12 protein-coding genes are annotated in these 15,572 nt (G+C 38.6%); 6 read left to right on the top strand and 6 right to left on the bottom strand.

Annotated features, from left to right (window positions below; translation table 11 throughout):
- Positions 1-64: 64 nt before the first annotated feature.
- From I6J03_RS04320 to I6J03_RS04330, 3 genes are all read left to right on the top strand, one after another.
- Entirely contained in the window at positions 65-1,381 is a 1,317-nt protein-coding gene (locus I6J03_RS04320; RefSeq protein ID WP_003012537.1) for an OmpA family protein, read from the top strand.
- Positions 1,382-1,559: 178 nt separating this feature from the next.
- Complete coding sequence (locus I6J03_RS04325; RefSeq protein ID WP_003012536.1) at positions 1,560-3,371, top strand: DEAD/DEAH box helicase; 1,812 nt, start codon at positions 1,560-1,562, stop codon at positions 3,369-3,371.
- Between the two features lie 165 nt (positions 3,372-3,536).
- Entirely contained in the window at positions 3,537-4,238 is a 702-nt protein-coding gene (locus I6J03_RS04330) for a class I SAM-dependent methyltransferase (protein ID WP_003012534.1), read from the top strand.
- Between the two features lie 39 nt (positions 4,239-4,277).
- On the opposite strand, the gene rlmB is transcribed toward I6J03_RS04330, so the two are convergent.
- From rlmB to I6J03_RS04350, 4 genes are all read right to left on the bottom strand, one after another.
- On the bottom strand, positions 4,278-5,057 hold the full coding sequence (rlmB, locus tag I6J03_RS04335; RefSeq protein ID WP_003012533.1) for a 23S rRNA (guanosine(2251)-2'-O)-methyltransferase RlmB: 780 nt from the start codon (positions 5,055-5,057) through the stop codon (positions 4,278-4,280).
- Between the two features lie 49 nt (positions 5,058-5,106).
- A complete protein-coding gene (locus I6J03_RS04340; RefSeq protein ID WP_201694165.1) occupies positions 5,107-6,897 on the bottom strand; it encodes a DNA polymerase III subunit gamma/tau in 1,791 nt (596 codons plus the stop codon).
- Positions 6,898-7,001: 104 nt separating this feature from the next.
- On the bottom strand, positions 7,002-7,448 hold the full coding sequence (locus I6J03_RS04345; RefSeq protein WP_003012530.1) for a hypothetical protein: 447 nt from the start codon (positions 7,446-7,448) through the stop codon (positions 7,002-7,004).
- 113 nt (positions 7,449-7,561) lie between these two features.
- The gene (locus I6J03_RS04350; protein ID WP_003012529.1) at positions 7,562-8,281 is read right to left on the bottom strand and encodes an MIP family channel protein; all 720 of its coding nucleotides are present in this window, start codon (positions 8,279-8,281) and stop codon (positions 7,562-7,564) included.
- A 272-nt stretch (positions 8,282-8,553) separates the two neighbouring features.
- On the opposite strand from I6J03_RS04350, the gene I6J03_RS04355 reads away from it, so the two are divergent.
- The 3 genes from I6J03_RS04355 (at position 8,554) to I6J03_RS04365 (ending at position 11,008) form a co-directional block, all read left to right on the top strand.
- Positions 8,554-8,982 (top strand): hypothetical protein, encoded by a 429-nt coding sequence (locus I6J03_RS04355; RefSeq protein WP_039990584.1) that lies wholly within the window; start codon positions 8,554-8,556, stop codon positions 8,980-8,982.
- 159 nt (positions 8,983-9,141) lie between these two features.
- Positions 9,142-9,645: a DinB family protein gene (locus I6J03_RS04360; RefSeq protein ID WP_003012527.1), complete on the top strand. Its 504-nt coding sequence runs from the start codon at positions 9,142-9,144 to the stop codon at positions 9,643-9,645.
- 157 nt (positions 9,646-9,802) lie between these two features.
- Positions 9,803-11,008: a hypothetical protein gene (locus I6J03_RS04365; protein ID WP_157600613.1), complete on the top strand. Its 1,206-nt coding sequence runs from the start codon at positions 9,803-9,805 to the stop codon at positions 11,006-11,008.
- Positions 11,009-11,074: 66 nt separating this feature from the next.
- On the opposite strand, the gene I6J03_RS04370 is transcribed toward I6J03_RS04365, so the two are convergent.
- Both I6J03_RS04370 and I6J03_RS04375 read right to left on the bottom strand, forming a co-directional pair.
- Positions 11,075-12,529 carry a hypothetical protein gene (locus I6J03_RS04370; protein ID WP_003012525.1) on the bottom strand — a complete coding sequence of 485 codons (1,455 nt, stop codon included), beginning with the start codon at positions 12,527-12,529 and terminating at the stop codon, positions 11,075-11,077.
- A gap of 84 nt (positions 12,530-12,613) precedes the next feature.
- Complete coding sequence (locus tag I6J03_RS04375; RefSeq protein ID WP_003012524.1) at positions 12,614-15,355, bottom strand: TonB-dependent receptor; 2,742 nt, start codon at positions 15,353-15,355, stop codon at positions 12,614-12,616.
- Positions 15,356-15,572 lie beyond the last annotated feature (217 nt).

The raw sequence follows: 15,572 nt of genomic DNA on the forward strand, positions 1-15,572 counted from the left end.
AACGTTGTAAGAAAAAAAATAAAGTTATTTTATTACATTTGCAGAAAATTTTAATACTCGTTTTATGAAATTAAATTTAAAATCAGCAGCAGTATTCACTATTGCCGGATTATTAACAAGTACTTCATTTGCACAGAGCACAGCTACTGTTGAAGGAACCACACCATTCGGATCATCATCTGAATACCGTACATGGTCTTTTGGTGTTAATGCAGGTGTATTAAATCTGAGCAATGTGTTCGGCGTAAATCGCAGAGGATACAATTCACTGGAAAACAACATTGGATACAGTGCTTATATCAAAAAACAAATTTCACCTTCTTTTGGATTAAAAGCACAGTACTTAGGTGGAAAAGTTGCCGGAAAAACGGAAGACGGATCCCGTTCTTATGAAACCAAGACTCCCTGGTCAGCAGCATTATCAGGAGAATTCACCCTTGCCAATACTAACTTCAGATTTTTAAACAGTATTATTAAACCTTATTTTGCGTTAGGTATAGGTGCGTTGAATTTTGAACCTACTACAAAAGCAGGAAACACTGAAACTACGCATGATTCCAAAACAAAACTATTTGTTCCTGCAGATTTCGGGTTTAAATTCGCTATTTCTAAAGGTGTTAACCTGGATCTGGGTTACCAACTAAACTGGGCTAACCAGGATTTCGATGGTGCACGTGTAGGAACAATCAAACATGACCTGTTCTCTTACGCACATGCAGGTGTTGAATTTGCATTAGGAAATTCTTCAAAACCAGCATTGAGCAACAGTAACCCTGTAGCTACCTTAGTAAATGACTACACAGCCAAATACGATCAGTTGAAAGCTGAACGTGAAGCCTTAGTAGCTGCTAATAATGCACTTAAATCCCAGGTTGACCAGTTAAATGCTGATCTGAAAGATGATGACGGTGATGGCGTAGCTAATAAATACGACAAATGTCCTAATACACCTTCAGGAACTAAAGTAGACGGAGCAGGATGTCCTCTTCCGGTTGCTGAAACTAAAGTGGTAGAAAAAATCGTGGTTACTGAAGCAGATAAGAAAGTAGTCGATGAAGCCATTAAAGATCTGGAATTTGATTTAGGTAAATCTACTATTCGTCCTACTTCTTACCCAAGCCTTGACCGTGTAGCTTCCTTATTAATCGAGAAAAACTTCAGTCTGAAATTAGCTGGTCACACAGATAATACAGGATCTATGCAAACAAACCTTAGATTATCTAAAGAGCGTGCAGAAGCTGTAAAAGCATACTTAACAAGCAAAGGTGCTAACCCTTCACGTATCGAAGCAACAGGTTATGGTCCAAACCAACCTATCGCTACCAACGCTACAGCAGAGGGTCGTCAGCAAAACCGTCGTGTAGAATTTACATTATATTAATAGACGATTTAAGTCCATATAAGACACATTATAGGCCCTGTGCAGCAGCACAGGGCCTATTTGGTTTTTAAGTACTTCATTTTAAAATAATTAACATTTAATAGTAATTGTTTTTATCAATTATTATTTCTATCTTTGCACCGCCTTAGGCAATTGAGCCTATTGTATAAATTATTTCATGAACCCATTTTTAGAACTGGGAATCCGTCATGAAGTTGTTAATGCCATCTCTGAGTTAGGTTTCGAAAAACCTTCTCCTATTCAGGAAAAAGCCATTCCTGTTTTACTGACTGGTAACGACGATTTTGTCGGATTAGCCCAAACTGGCACAGGAAAGACCGCGGCATTTGGTCTTCCATTATTAGAACAATTAGACTTTTCTCAAAAACATCCTCAAGCGTTGGTATTATGTCCAACTCGTGAACTTTGTTTGCAAATTGCGAAAGATTTAGAAAAATTTGCGAAATACATCGATGATGTACATGTAGTAGCGGTATACGGAGGTGCAAATATCTCTGACCAACTACGTCAGATCCGTCGTGGTGTACAAATCGTAGTAGCGACTCCTGGTCGTATGCTTGATATCATTGGCCGTAATGCCATTGATTTCTCCAATGTAAAATATGTTGTATTAGATGAAGCGGATGAAATGCTTAACATGGGCTTTCAGGAAGACATCAACAATATATTGTCAGAAACTCCGGAAGAGAAAAAAACCTGGTTGTTTTCTGCAACAATGCCTAGAGAGGTACGTCGTATAGCTCAGAATTATATGACAGATCCTGTGGAATTGACTGTTGGCACCAAAAATACTGGTAATGCCAATATTGAGCACCACTATTACCTGATAAGAGCAAAAGATAAGTATGCTGCATTCAAACGTATCGTTGATTCCAACCCTGAAATCTTCGGTATTGTATTCTGCCGTACTAAGATCGAAACGCAAGAAATTGCTGAAGCCTTGATCAAAGATGGTTATAATGCAGATTCGTTGCATGGTGACCTTTCACAACAACAACGTGATAAAGTCATGAAACGTTACCGTGACCGTAGTTTACAATTGTTGATCGCAACAGACGTAGCTGCACGTGGTATTGACGTAAATGACGTAACACACGTAATCAACTTCTCCTTACCGGATGAAGTGGAGAATTATACACACCGTTCAGGCCGTACAGCCCGTGCAGGTAAAACTGGTATCTCCCTTTCATTGGTAAATGTGAAAGAATTAAGCAAAATTCGTCACATTGAGAAAATCATTGGTAAACCTTTCGAAAGAAAGCAGGTACCTCAAGGTGCAGAAGTTTGTGAAAAACAATTGTTCTCCATCGTAAGCAAAATTGAAAATGTAGAAGTCAATGATGATCAGATCACTCCTTTCCTTCCGACTATTATGGAAAACCTGGAGGCACTATCAAAAGAAGACATCATCAAAAGATTTGCATCATTAGAATTCAACAGATTCCTGGATTATTATAAAAATGCTCCGGATCTAAACATAGAAGCACGTGACAACGAACGCGGTGAACGCGGAGACAGACGTGAAGATCGCTCACGCGGTGGTTCTAAAGGATATACACGCCTTTTCATGAACTTAGGTTCAGTAGACGAATTCACGCGTGGAGACATGTTAGGATTTATCTGTAACAACGCTAAGATCTCCGGTAAATCTATCGGTAAAATAGATCTTAAAGGTGTGTTCACTTTCTTTGAAGTACAGGACGAAGAAGTAGAGAAAGTATTCTCCGGATTCCAGAATGTAGATTTCAACGGACGTAATGTACGCATCGAAGTTTCAGGCGAAGGCAGAAGCGAAAGCCGTGGCGGCGGAAGAAGTCGTGGTGGAGACCGCGGTGGAAGACGTGAAGGCGGATATCGTGGTGGCGAGCGCAGAAGCGGTGGTGAAAGACGTGATCGTCGTGATGGAGGAAATGGCGGTGGCTTCCGTGATTTTTCCGGAAAACGCAAAGAATCCAAAAGCAAATATTAACTAGAATAGTTATTCCATTTTCTAAGGCTGAGTATGTTACTCAGCCTTTTTTATTTGCCCTCAGCTCTCCCGGAAAAATATTTTACCAATCAGCAGAAAAAATATACTAAGCAGGTACTTTTTCAAGTTTATTTTATAAATTGAATTCGAATTAGAACCACAACCATGTATAGACTTGATGTAATCAACAAGATCATTCAAAAACATAATGCAAAGACATATTTAGAAATTGGCGTACAGACCGGAGCCGTTATATCAAAGGTAAACTGTAACCGTAAAATTGGTGTTGATCCTGAGTTTCTATTTCGAAGATCAATGAAAGCCAAACGTTTATTGGGTATTTATAAATTTGAAACATATGAAATGCCGAGTGATCAGTTCTTTGAAACTAAAGCTCAGAACGTATTAAAACATGGTGTAGATGTCGTTCTGGTAGACGGTCTGCATACCTATCAGCAGGCAAAAAAGGACGTGGAGAATAGCCTTAACTATCTGAATGAAGGTGGCGTCATCATCATGCACGATTGTAATCCGCTCAATGCTGCTGCAGGATATGCTATCCGTGAGCACTTTAGTGAAGTGACAGATAAGGTCAAAAACTGGGATTTGCCGGGCTGGCAGGGACAATGGAACGGAGATGTATGGAAGACAGTAGCCGATCTGACCGTGACGCGACCTGATCTGAATGTATTCACATTAGATATGGATTACGGATTGGGGATTGTAACAAGAGGTAAACAGGAAGTTTCACATTCCTTTACTATCACAGATATTGAGAAGGGAGATTTTGATTTCTTTGATCAAAACAGAGAACAGCTGATCAACTTGAAAAATCCAAAATACTTTTTTGATTTTTTTAATCTGTAAATAAAAACGGGGTCTCTATAGCAAAGACCCCGTTTTTATTTATTTCGTTATCTGACGCTGACGAATAGCTTCATACAGAACTACACCTGCAGATACAGACACATTTAATGATCCTATCTCACCAAACATCGGAATCTTCGCCAAATGATCTGAAATACGTATCAGATCGTCAGAGACACCTACGTCTTCGGCTCCCATAATAATACATGTCGGAGCAGTATAATCCACACTATAGATACTTTCTTCTGTTTTTTCAGTACTGACAACCAATTGTATACCGGAGTCAATCAAAAACTTACCAACTTTCCCAAGGTTATCATGACGACAGACCGGAATTTTGTATAAAGCACCTGCTGAAGTCTTGATAGCATCCGGATTGATCTCTGCAGATCCTTTTTTGGGCACGATGATCGCATGTACTCCTGAACACTCTGCAGTCCGCGCAATAGCACCCAGATTGCGTACATCCGTTACTCCATCCAACATCAATATAAGCGGAGTCTCTCCCTTTTCATATATTTCGGGGATAAGGTCTTCTATTTTTTGGTAAGTGATCGGTGAAATAACAGCGATTACACCCTGATGATTTTTACGGGTGATACGATTCAGTTTTTCAATCGGCACCTGTTGGAAACCAATCTCATGTTCCTTGATCAGAGCTTTCAATTCTAAAAATAAACTTCCACCTAAACCCCGCTGCACAAACAAAGACTCGATCTCTTTGCCGCTATCAATGGCTTCTATAACTGCACGAATACCGAAAACCATTTGATTGGATTCCCGTTTTTCATTTCTGTCGTGTCTTTGAAAATTTTGCATATGATGAAGTAATATTTCTGTTTTAAATAATGTATGTAGATTCTGCAGCCTAACTCAATCCGAGATTAAACGTTTGACGCAGTGTTTCCAGATTCGGGTTTTTGGCAACCATAGCCTGGTATTTTTCCTGTGAAGTGTAAGGTTTACGGGACACCTGATGCTCAATCATAACTCCTTTTACATCGAGTGAAAAATTCTGCAGCTCCACCCGTAAAAAATTAAGCATATCGATTTTAGCTGAAGTCAGCACATCCATCTGGATTGCATTCTCCACTTCTACTTCGATCAGATTACCGGATTGAAGCTTTGGAGGTGCCGATGTCATTAGCGTATACAGGTTGATTTTATTTTCTGCCTTTAAACGTTCTGCAAATTCATTCCATTTTTGTAGAAACTCATTTAAGGTAACTTCCCTGTATGCTTCACCTTTAACCAAAGAAGGGCCTTCATTTTCTTCTACTTGTTTTTCTTCAAAAATAGTATTCAGATTAGGGATCGACACTCCGACTTTAACAGCTCCCCATCCTTTTTTTCCGGAATCCGCAAGTTTTGGAGGGTGGCTTTCTACCGGTTTGGAAGGTGCCGCAGCAGCTTTCACTTCTGCAGGAGCAGGTGCAGATACTGGAGTGACAGCAGTAACAGTTGTGCTTACCGGTTCTGAAACCGGAGCAGTTACCGTTGAATCAAGTCGTTTTTTTTTTACTTCAGCAGATCCTGAAAGCACACCGTTTTGGCTCATTTGAATAGCAGTCGCTATATGGCACATTTTGAGCAGAGCCAGTTCGACCTGCAGACGTTGATTCTTACTGGTTTTATAATTTATCTCACACTGATTGGAGATATTCAATGCAGATAACAATAGTCCAGATGAAACTTTCTGCGACTGCTCAAGATACCGTTTCTTAATAGTATCACTTACATCCAGTAGTTTTAATGTAGCCGGTTCCTTTGTGACCAGCAGATTACGCAGATGCGAGGATAGTCCGCCGATAAAGTGATTACCGTCAAATCCTCTGTTGAGTACCTGATCAAAAATAAGCAAAGACTCCGCAGCTTCTTCCTGCAGGATAGCATCAGTCAGCTTGAAATAATAATCGTAGTCTAATATATTCAGATTATCGATTACAGATTGGTAAGAAATCTGCTTATTCGAAAAACTTACGATCTGATCAAACATAGAAAGTGCATCTCTAAGTCCCCCATCAGCCTTTTGGGCAATAATATGAAGACCATCCAGATCATACGTCACAGCTTCTTTCTCGGCAATCCCTGCCAGATGCTGCGCCATATCTTCTACACGAATCCTGTTGAAATCAAAAATCTGACACCGGGACAAGATAGTCGGAAGAATCTTATGCTTCTCAGTAGTTGCAAGGATAAAAATTGCATAAGAAGGTGGTTCTTCCAATGTTTTCAGAAAAGCATTGAATGCCTGTTGAGATAACATGTGCACCTCATCAATAATGTAGATTTTATATTTTCCGGACTGAGGCGGGATACGAACCTGATCAATCAGATTACGGATATCATCTACTGAATTGTTGGATGCGGCATCCAACTCATGGATACTGAAAGAATTTCCGTTCTGGAAAGATTTACAGCTATCACATACACCACAGGCTTCTACTTCACTGGTAATATGCTCACAGTTTATTGTCTTTGCCAAAATACGTGCACAAGTCGTCTTTCCTACACCCCGGGGACCACAAAACAAAAATGCCTGAGCCAACTGATTGTTGTGAATAGCATTCTTTAAGGTACCTGTGATGTGTTGCTGACCGACTACCGAATCAAAGGTGACCGGGCGATATTTCCGAGCAGAAACAATAAAATTATCCATTGCACGAAGATACGCATTTTGCAAGTTTACCGCAATACTAAAAAAGTAATCCGAATTTTGTGTTCAACAATTCAGGTTTGGCCAATTCTCAAAACATCTACGTCTTATTCTATACGTTTATAGCGTTCTCCGCAGCCTTCAAAGCACAAATAAGAAATAGTGAGTACATCTCCTTTTATTTCAAATGAAGATTCACCAGGTGCATTTTCCATAACAGCACATGAAAAGATCACAAGTCGTTTTTTGTTTCCTGAGGTCTCCGGGCTATTCAATATCTTATAAGTGGAGGTTGCATTATTATCTGAATCTATAGAGACCGTGCAAAGATCACCATTCCGCACTTCTACAGTACCATCAGCTTTAAAAGTAAGCTTTTTTTTACTGTCTACCGCTCTGTATTTTCCGGATCCGTCCCCCGGATCGGCATACACTTCAACTAATTTCCAGCGGCCTGTAATCCCATTATTTTCAGAACTATTGTTTGAATCTTTTTTACAAGCCATTAATGTCAAACCGATTAGGGCTAAAAAAGCAAATTTTACTGTTTTCATAATTTAGTGAATATCTTAACAGATAACGTGATAACCAAAAGAAAGCTACAAAAGATTCCAAAAAAAATAGCCCTGTCTTATGCGACAGGGCTACTCCTAAATCAAATAATATCTTATTTAGGTTCGCTATATAATGCTCTCCATACCACAGCTGCAACTATTGCACCTGTAGCAGGTGCCAGAATAAATAACCAGAGTTGCTGTAAGGCTGCTCCACCGGCTAAAATAGCAGGCCCGAAACTTCTCGCAGGATTCACTGATGTACCGGTGATCGGAATAGCCACCAAATGAATTAAGACCAGAGTAAGACCTATTGCCAGTCCGGCCATCGTACTGTTTCCAACTTTAGAGGTTGTGGCCAGAATAACGAATAAGAATAAAAAGGTCAATACAGCTTCTGTTAGAAAAGCCGCTGTTGTTCCATACTCATTCTGATAGCCTTTCCCCCATCCGTTAGAACCATAAGCCCATTCTCCGGCAGAGAATCCGGCTAACTGTCCGCTTAAGATCTGCTGCAGGACAAATGCGCCTAATAATGCTCCTATCAGCTGAGCAATGATATAGACTACGGCATCTTTCGCAGAAATCTTACCCGCCACTAATACACCTATTGTGACAGCCGGATTAATATGACAGCCGCTGATTCCCCCGATTGCATATGCAAATACGACTACTGAAAGACCAAATGCAAATGCAATACCCAAAAGTCCCAGTCCTGACAATCCCGCTATGGTGCTGGCGCCTGCTACTGCTGCAGCCCCACATCCAAATAGCACTAAGCCGAATGTACCGATTAATTCGGCTACAAATTTTGTTGAGGTTTTAATTTCCATAAATTTTAATGTTGGTTAACACACTGGTTCACAGCAAAAATTAATCCTAAAACACACGATTATTTATGATTTTCAGGCCTTGTAACCTTTTGTCCACAAGTCCGCTTCTGAAGGGGAATAATTTCTCTGAATCCTCTACCTTTTTTCGCCGACAAAACCACCAACTTCACCGAGTTATTTACCACATTGATCTAATGTCTGTTTTACAAAGCAGTAATGACACCTACCTTTGAATCAAACAATTAACAATGACAACTAAAAATATTAATCATATGAAAACAATTATCAAAACCATCGCAACAGCATTATTCCTGATTACATCATTCAGCTCTTTTGCAAACGAAAATCCGGACCCGTTAAAAAACATGAATTCAATGGCGATTGTCAGGACATTTCTGGAAGCCTCTGCTCTGGGACAGGCAACACTGAACGAAGAACTATTAGCCAAAGACTTTCAGTATTACAGTGCATCCTCTCCGGATATTACATACAATAAAAAACAATACAGTGAATTCCTGAAATCTACGAAAGGACTAAAATACAACTGCAAGACATCTTATCAGATTCTGGATGAAAGCGGCAACCATTGTGTAGCGAAGGTTATTATGAAATTTGATACTTTCACAAGAGTAGATTATATCACCCTAAACCGCAGCACAGATAGCTGGAAAGTCAGCAAAGTGGTATCCACCTTTCCATAAATACAAGACGACTACTTTTTAGATTTTTTACTATAGGGCCTGCGTGAAATGCGCAGGCTTTTTCTTTTTCAGGAAAAATTTCCTGCTTTATTTATTGTCTTATGGCAAGTCATATCTTAAGACTATTCCCGAACTTTAGCCTGCACTAAATCAAGTATTATGAACTTAAATGATCAGGTTACCAAAAATATCGTTCATATTTTTGAACAATTCAACCACTCGCTGCTGACAACAGATGCGAATCAGATAAACACCACTCCTTTTGAAGACAGCTGGACTATAGGACAGACGGCAGACCATATCATTATATGTAGCAGCGGTATCCCGGATGAACATACTCAGGTATCGGAACGACCATTTGATCAGTATGTATCTGTATTAAAAGAGATGTTTCTGAATATGGAACTCAAATTTAAAGCAGACCCTTCTCTTCTTCCCCGTAAAAACAGCTATACTAAAGACGAACTTTTAGAGCAAATGGAGATCAATAAATCAAACTTATTGAAAAACATAGAGTCTACGGACCTCACTTTAATATGTACGGATATGGCATTCCCGCAGGTGGATTATTTAACACGCTATGAGTGGCTCAGTTTTATAGGCTTTCACACGCAAAGACATCTTATACAGATCGAAAACATAAAAGACAAACTCACTAATTAGCTCCTTTCTAATACACTGTTTGTCAATCCGATAAAAGCGCATTATTATCAAAAAGCGTATTTATCCCTGATTTTGTAATTATGACATAAAAATCATCTTTATTCTAAAATTTAGTATTAAATTTATATTAACACATTGTTACCAAAGTGTTAATAAGATGAGGAGCATTTTCGGACATATCAGATTTTTGTTCAGCATGGCACTATGTATTTCTTTTAGTGTTCAATCCGCCTTTGCACAGAACAGAAGTTTTGATTTCTATGAAAGCACCTTTAGTTACAATGCTGATCCAACGATTAACATTCATTTTTCAGACAGTTTATCCAATACAACGATTAAGACCTTCTACGACAGTTTGTCCGCAGGAAATTATCAACCGTTGATAGATGCTTTATTAAAATACAAAGAACAATATGATCTCAATGACTGGCTTTATTATCAGCTAGTACGTAAGACCGCGCAGAGTCTGAGTGCCAAATCGGATAACTATGCCAGATATACGCTATATAAATGGTTTTTAATGACTAAATCCGGTTATGATGCCCGACTGGCGATTTATAAGGATCAGATTATTTTTTATATCCGTAATGATGAGGATATTTCAGACATTCCGTTTTTCACGATAGACAAAAAGAAATATATGTGTCTCAACTATCATGACTACGGCAAGATGTTCAACGGTAACGGAGCTTATAAGCCTGTAGAGATTACTGTACCGGAAGGTAAAAAAGATTTCAGCTATAAAGTGACACGTGTGCCGGATTTCAGACCGGAACGTTATGTAGAAAAACAGTTGGCATTTAAATATAAAAGCAAAGCATACCACTTCAAAGTTAAGCTCAATACAGATGTCAGTGATATCTTCGCCAACTATCCTGGGGTGGATTTCGAAACGTATTTTAACATTCCGTTGAGCAAGGAAACTTATGAATCACTGATTCCTGTACTCAAAGAGAATCTCAAAGGAATGAATCAAAAAAAAGGAGTAGACTATCTTATGCAGTTTACCCGATATGCATTTTTATATGAAAATGATGAAGAGAACTTTGGTAAGGAAAAGAGGTTATCTCCTGAACAAACACTGCTAAATAAATACAGTGACTGTGATGACAGAGCCGCATTATTCTTCTATCTGGTCAAAGAAATATATGACCTGCCCATGATTACGCTATTGTATCCTACTCACATTACAATGGCTGTACAATTTGACAAACCCATTGGCGAAGCTATCCTGTACAATGGCAAGTATTACTCTATATGTGAGCCTACGCCTCAAAAACAAAATCTGGCGATCGGCCAACTGGCTGATAATTTAAAGAATCAACGGTTTGAGATCGTTTACCACTATGATCCCAAGCGTTAAACATACATAAAACAAGAAAGGGGATGCTAAAAACATCCCCTTTGCTATTATATACTGTGATCTTAATTATTTTACTGCTCCCGGAGTAGTGTAAGGTAATGTCTGAGGATCATAATGAGCCCATCCCTTAGTCCAGTCTTCTGTTCCGAAAGCACCTTTATAAGCAACTTTTTCGAAATAGCTTCCTGAAACTTTAGCATGTGTAAATACTGCACCTGAAGCAAGGACAGAACCTGTTGCCAATGTAAAGTCCGGATTTGCAGGAGTTTTACCAAAATCAGTTCCGTAGTTATATGGAGCCTTGTACATTGCTGTTGTTGCAAAAATCGTATTATCAAATGTATTATTACTTTTCAGCAATGTACTTAAAGCAGTAGAGTTCGTAGTAGAACTAATTTTCAAAGCATCAGTCTTAGATCCGATAAACAGATTGTTATTATATACTGCTGCACCTGTAAGGAAATTATTAGATGTTGAATTAGCTGTGGTCACTTTTGTATCATCCACATATAATCCGATCGGGAAACCAGATACTACGGAGTTAAATAAGCTGATAGATGAATTTCTACGAACCTGATTACCGTGCTGGTAACTTGCATTTGCAGATCCGCTGGCAGTCTGAAGAGGTCCCAGGATCGTCACGTTAGAAAATACAGCTGATGTTTTTGGAGTAGCGTCTGTACCGTCACCGTTGTTATCAGATTCAAATCCGTTAGATCCTGACTGATCCGCTACAGTAGCAACACGTTGAGCTAAAGCGAACTGAATATTTCCGGAATAACCGAAATCTGTATCGAAATCGTCATCCCATGTACCGATTGCCAGTAAGTGTTTCGCATTAACTGTACCGCCAAACCACTCAAAAGCGTCATCTCCTGATCTGTAAACCTGAATATAGTCAAGTGTAGTACCACTACCAACTCCACCCATTGTCAGACCGTTGATCTCATTATCTACAGAATATGCAATTCCGCCGAACTCAATACGTACATATTTCAGGACACCTGAATTATCGGCTGCATCTGTACCACCATAGAAGATGTAATTTTTTTCATCTTTCCCTTTTGGAGCTTCCAGACCACCTTCGATCTTCACATCAGTTCCCATATTTACAGGAGCTTTACCCAACAGGATGATACCACCCCAGTCACCATGACTTCTGGCTCCGGCACCTAATGCTGAAGTAAAGACAATAGGCTTATCAGCAGTACCTGTCGCATTGATTTTACTTCCTCTGGTTACAATTAATGTAGCTTTAGTAGCTTTATCACCTTTAATAATAGTTCCAGGCTCGATAGTTAATGTTGCTCCGTTAGAAACATACACAAAGCCTTTTAACAAATAAATCTTATCGGCAGTCCAGGTTGTATTAGAAGTGATTTCTCCTGAAATCTCTACTACATTACCATTATTGGTACCTGGTTTTTCAGTATCGGGACCATTGTCTGAAATTGTTGTTTTTTTACATGCTCCAGCCAATAGTAAAGCTGATAAGGAGAATAATAAGAATCTCTTTTTCATTATTTTGTTTGTTAATTTATGATTACTAAGTAATGCTTTTAAAATAAAACTGTCATTAACAGCGTGTTAATAAATCATTATGATTTAGAAAGAATAATTGAATGACAGCGAATAGTTTGAACCTGGTTTATATTTATAGTTCGTCTCATTAGGCGTACCCAATGCTTTATTATCGTAATATGCGTGAACAGAACTATTAATAATATCACTTGCATTGAACTTAATCTCAGCCTTATTGTTAATGATCTTATATCCGATCTGCAAATCCAGCACATCGCGCGGAGCCTCCCAGGTACTTGCAAAACGAATTCCGCTCGCCTGTGCGATTCTCTTTCCGATACGGTTATACAGAATATTAAAGTTTAGTTTATTGTCCATTGCGGAATGTTGCAAACCTGCATTGATCACATATGGAGACTGTCCTACCATAGGGCGGGTTTTGTCGATGTAGTTTTGATCTGTAGGATTTTCAACTTTTGAGTGTACATAAGAGAAGTTGATATAACCTGTTGTATTCTCAAAAAATCTTTCTTCACTGATAAAATTTAATTTCTTGCGTGCTTCCAGTTCAAATCCATACAATTCAGCTTTAGGCGTATTGAAGAATGTGATATCAGGAGTTGAATTCACATCATAACGATAAGGCTCAATGGCATCCGTAAATTGTTTATAAAAAACAGAGAAAGAGAAGATCTCACCTGCAGTAGGATACATTTCAAATCGCAAATCAGCATTATTGATAGAGCTACGCTTTAAGTTTGTATTACCGGAGATCATACCTAACTGCTCATAATCATAGAAAGAGAACGGCGCTAATTCACGAAATTCAGGACGTGCTATTGTACGGTAGTAGGAAGCACGAAGATTCGTTCTGTCGTCAATATTGTATGTAAAGTTAAGGGAAGGTAAAAAGTCGATCTGTGTATCGTCAACAACTTTAGACACCGTGTTTAACTGTACATTGTAATTCTCTACACGAAGTCCGTATACAAAACGGAACTTATCCGCAAATTTCTGATCAAGCATTGCATATCCAAAAGCAGTCAGTGAATTTGCATCATACTTGTCACCGCTTCCTGAAATCTCACTGTATTTGAAGTAATTTTTGTTAATAAATTCTTCATTAAATATTTTGTCAGGAGACAACTGACGGATTTGATTCTGTAGTTCCACATCCATCTGATTAGCATTCAACTCGAAACCTATAAAACGGGCGTCAAAATTACGTTTTCTGTATTGCGTTCCGGCACCGACTTTCAATGTCGAAGGCGCATCCAGAAATTTCATCGGTCTGGAGTACCCTACTTCTCCAGAATAAATGTTTTCATTCAAATCAGAGAAAAGTCTTGTATTTTCTTTACCGATAGTAGTGATATTCGCCAGATAAGGCACTGTAGGATCATCCAGGTCATTAAGATTTTTACCATAGTTGATCTTCATCTGATTAGGTTGCTGATTCAGAATATTACTCCAGGAAATTGTCCATTTCAACTTGTCATTACGCTCTGTTAAAGCGTGTTCTCCCTCAAGTGTACTCTTGAACAAAGATTTCTGAAGAAGGTCATAAGCGAAGAAACGGTTATCTGAAGAAGAACTGTTATTAACACCTGTTCTTTCAGTGTAAATATTATCGTAAGCTCTGTTGTAAAGATTCTTAAATGTAATCTTACTTCTTCCGAATGAATACCCCAGGTTTAATAAACCGCCCAGATTGGAACTGAATCTGTACTGGTTATCATTGTAATCATACTCATACCAGTCTCTCTTGATATCAGCAAATATATTCTGTGAGTTGCGGTAACTTAAAGAAAATAAAGCGCCGAATCTATTGTTGTTTTCGAATTGCTTTACTTTTCCTATACCAAACTGGTAGCTTTGAGAAGGAAGCGCAGATGTATTATTGATCGCAAAATCATTTGGCAATGATTTCAACACTAATCTGTTCCATTTCTCCGACAGCCCTGCATTAACCGTCTCTCTTGATGGAAAATTAGTAGCCAGTTTACTGGAACCGTCATCAAAACCCATATAATTCGCAAAATTTCTTTTTGTTCCTAAGAAATCCTTGAATGTAGAAGCTGTATTATATCCGTATCCAAGACCGAATGATATAAAATCCTTTGTAGGAATATCAATAGTAGATACCTGAACAGCTCCACCCGCAAAATCTGCAGGTAAGTCAGGAGTAGCTGTTTTTGAAATTGTAATCTTATCAATTAAGTTTGAGGGAATGATATCAAATGAAAAAGCTCTTCTGTTTGCTTCGGTACTTGGAAGGACAGAACCATCTAACATAGCGACATTGTAACGATCACTCAAACCACGAATAACAACAAATTTGTTATCCTGGATAGTAGTACCGCTCACACGACGCAATGCTTCAGATGTATTTTTATCCGGAGACCGTTTAATCTGTTCACTGGAAATACCATCCGATATAAGAGCGCTATTCTTTTGTTGTGCATACAAGGCACTGACAGATTCCTTTTTAAAAGATCCTGTGATCACGACCTGATCCAGTACTGTTCCTTCCGAATTGTCCATCAGCACATCCAGATTCGTAACATCCTTATCTTTGATTTCCACTTCTGTAATTTGCTTAGTAGCATATCCGACATAAGAAAATTCTAATGTATACTTACCTACAGGCAATGCCGGAATATTGTAAATACCCGAAACATCAGAACTTCCACCTCTGGACGTTCCTAATACTTTTACAGTCACACCGACAATGGATTCGCTTGTTTTACTGTTGATGACTTTTCCTGTTACTTTTCCACTTTGAGCAAAAGCGTTGGCTGTAAACATCAACAGAAGTAATGTCATGGTTAAGCCCTGGAGTTTTAATTGCGATTTCAATTCTTTGAGTTTTTTGTTTCCGCAAAACTATTATGGTAGTATTAGCATTGTGTTAACAACGGATTACTATTACATCAATTGGATGTTAAAAAATTATTAATACCCACATTGAAATCCCGATAATTCACTAAATCACATCCCATTACAACACCATTTTAAGCATTATGTTAAGCATCATTCCCTT

The sequence above is a fragment of the Sphingobacterium spiritivorum genome, assembly GCF_016724845.1.
In the GTDB taxonomy this organism is placed as follows: domain Bacteria; phylum Bacteroidota; class Bacteroidia; order Sphingobacteriales; family Sphingobacteriaceae; genus Sphingobacterium; species Sphingobacterium spiritivorum_A.

Coding starts and splice junctions, on each gene's coding strand:
- I6J03_RS04320 (WP_003012537.1), top strand. CDS start 65: ATGAAATTAAATTTAAAATCAGCAGCAGTATTCACTATTGCCGGATTA.
- I6J03_RS04325 (WP_003012536.1), top strand. CDS start 1,560: ATGAACCCATTTTTAGAACTGGGAATCCGTCATGAAGTTGTTAATGCC.
- I6J03_RS04330 (WP_003012534.1), top strand. CDS start 3,537: ATGTATAGACTTGATGTAATCAACAAGATCATTCAAAAACATAATGCA.
- rlmB (WP_003012533.1), bottom strand. CDS start 5,057: ATGCAAAATTTTCAAAGACACGACAGAAATGAAAAACGGGAATCCAAT.
- I6J03_RS04340 (WP_201694165.1), bottom strand. CDS start 6,897: ATGGATAATTTTATTGTTTCTGCTCGGAAATATCGCCCGGTCACCTTT.
- I6J03_RS04345 (WP_003012530.1), bottom strand. CDS start 7,448: ATGAAAACAGTAAAATTTGCTTTTTTAGCCCTAATCGGTTTGACATTA.
- I6J03_RS04350 (WP_003012529.1), bottom strand. CDS start 8,281: ATGGAAATTAAAACCTCAACAAAATTTGTAGCCGAATTAATCGGTACA.
- I6J03_RS04355 (WP_039990584.1), top strand. CDS start 8,554: ATGAAAACAATTATCAAAACCATCGCAACAGCATTATTCCTGATTACA.
- I6J03_RS04360 (WP_003012527.1), top strand. CDS start 9,142: ATGAACTTAAATGATCAGGTTACCAAAAATATCGTTCATATTTTTGAA.
- I6J03_RS04365 (WP_157600613.1), top strand. CDS start 9,803: ATGAGGAGCATTTTCGGACATATCAGATTTTTGTTCAGCATGGCACTA.
- I6J03_RS04370 (WP_003012525.1), bottom strand. CDS start 12,529: ATGAAAAAGAGATTCTTATTATTCTCCTTATCAGCTTTACTATTGGCT.
- I6J03_RS04375 (WP_003012524.1), bottom strand. CDS start 15,355: ATGACATTACTTCTGTTGATGTTTACAGCCAACGCTTTTGCTCAAAGT.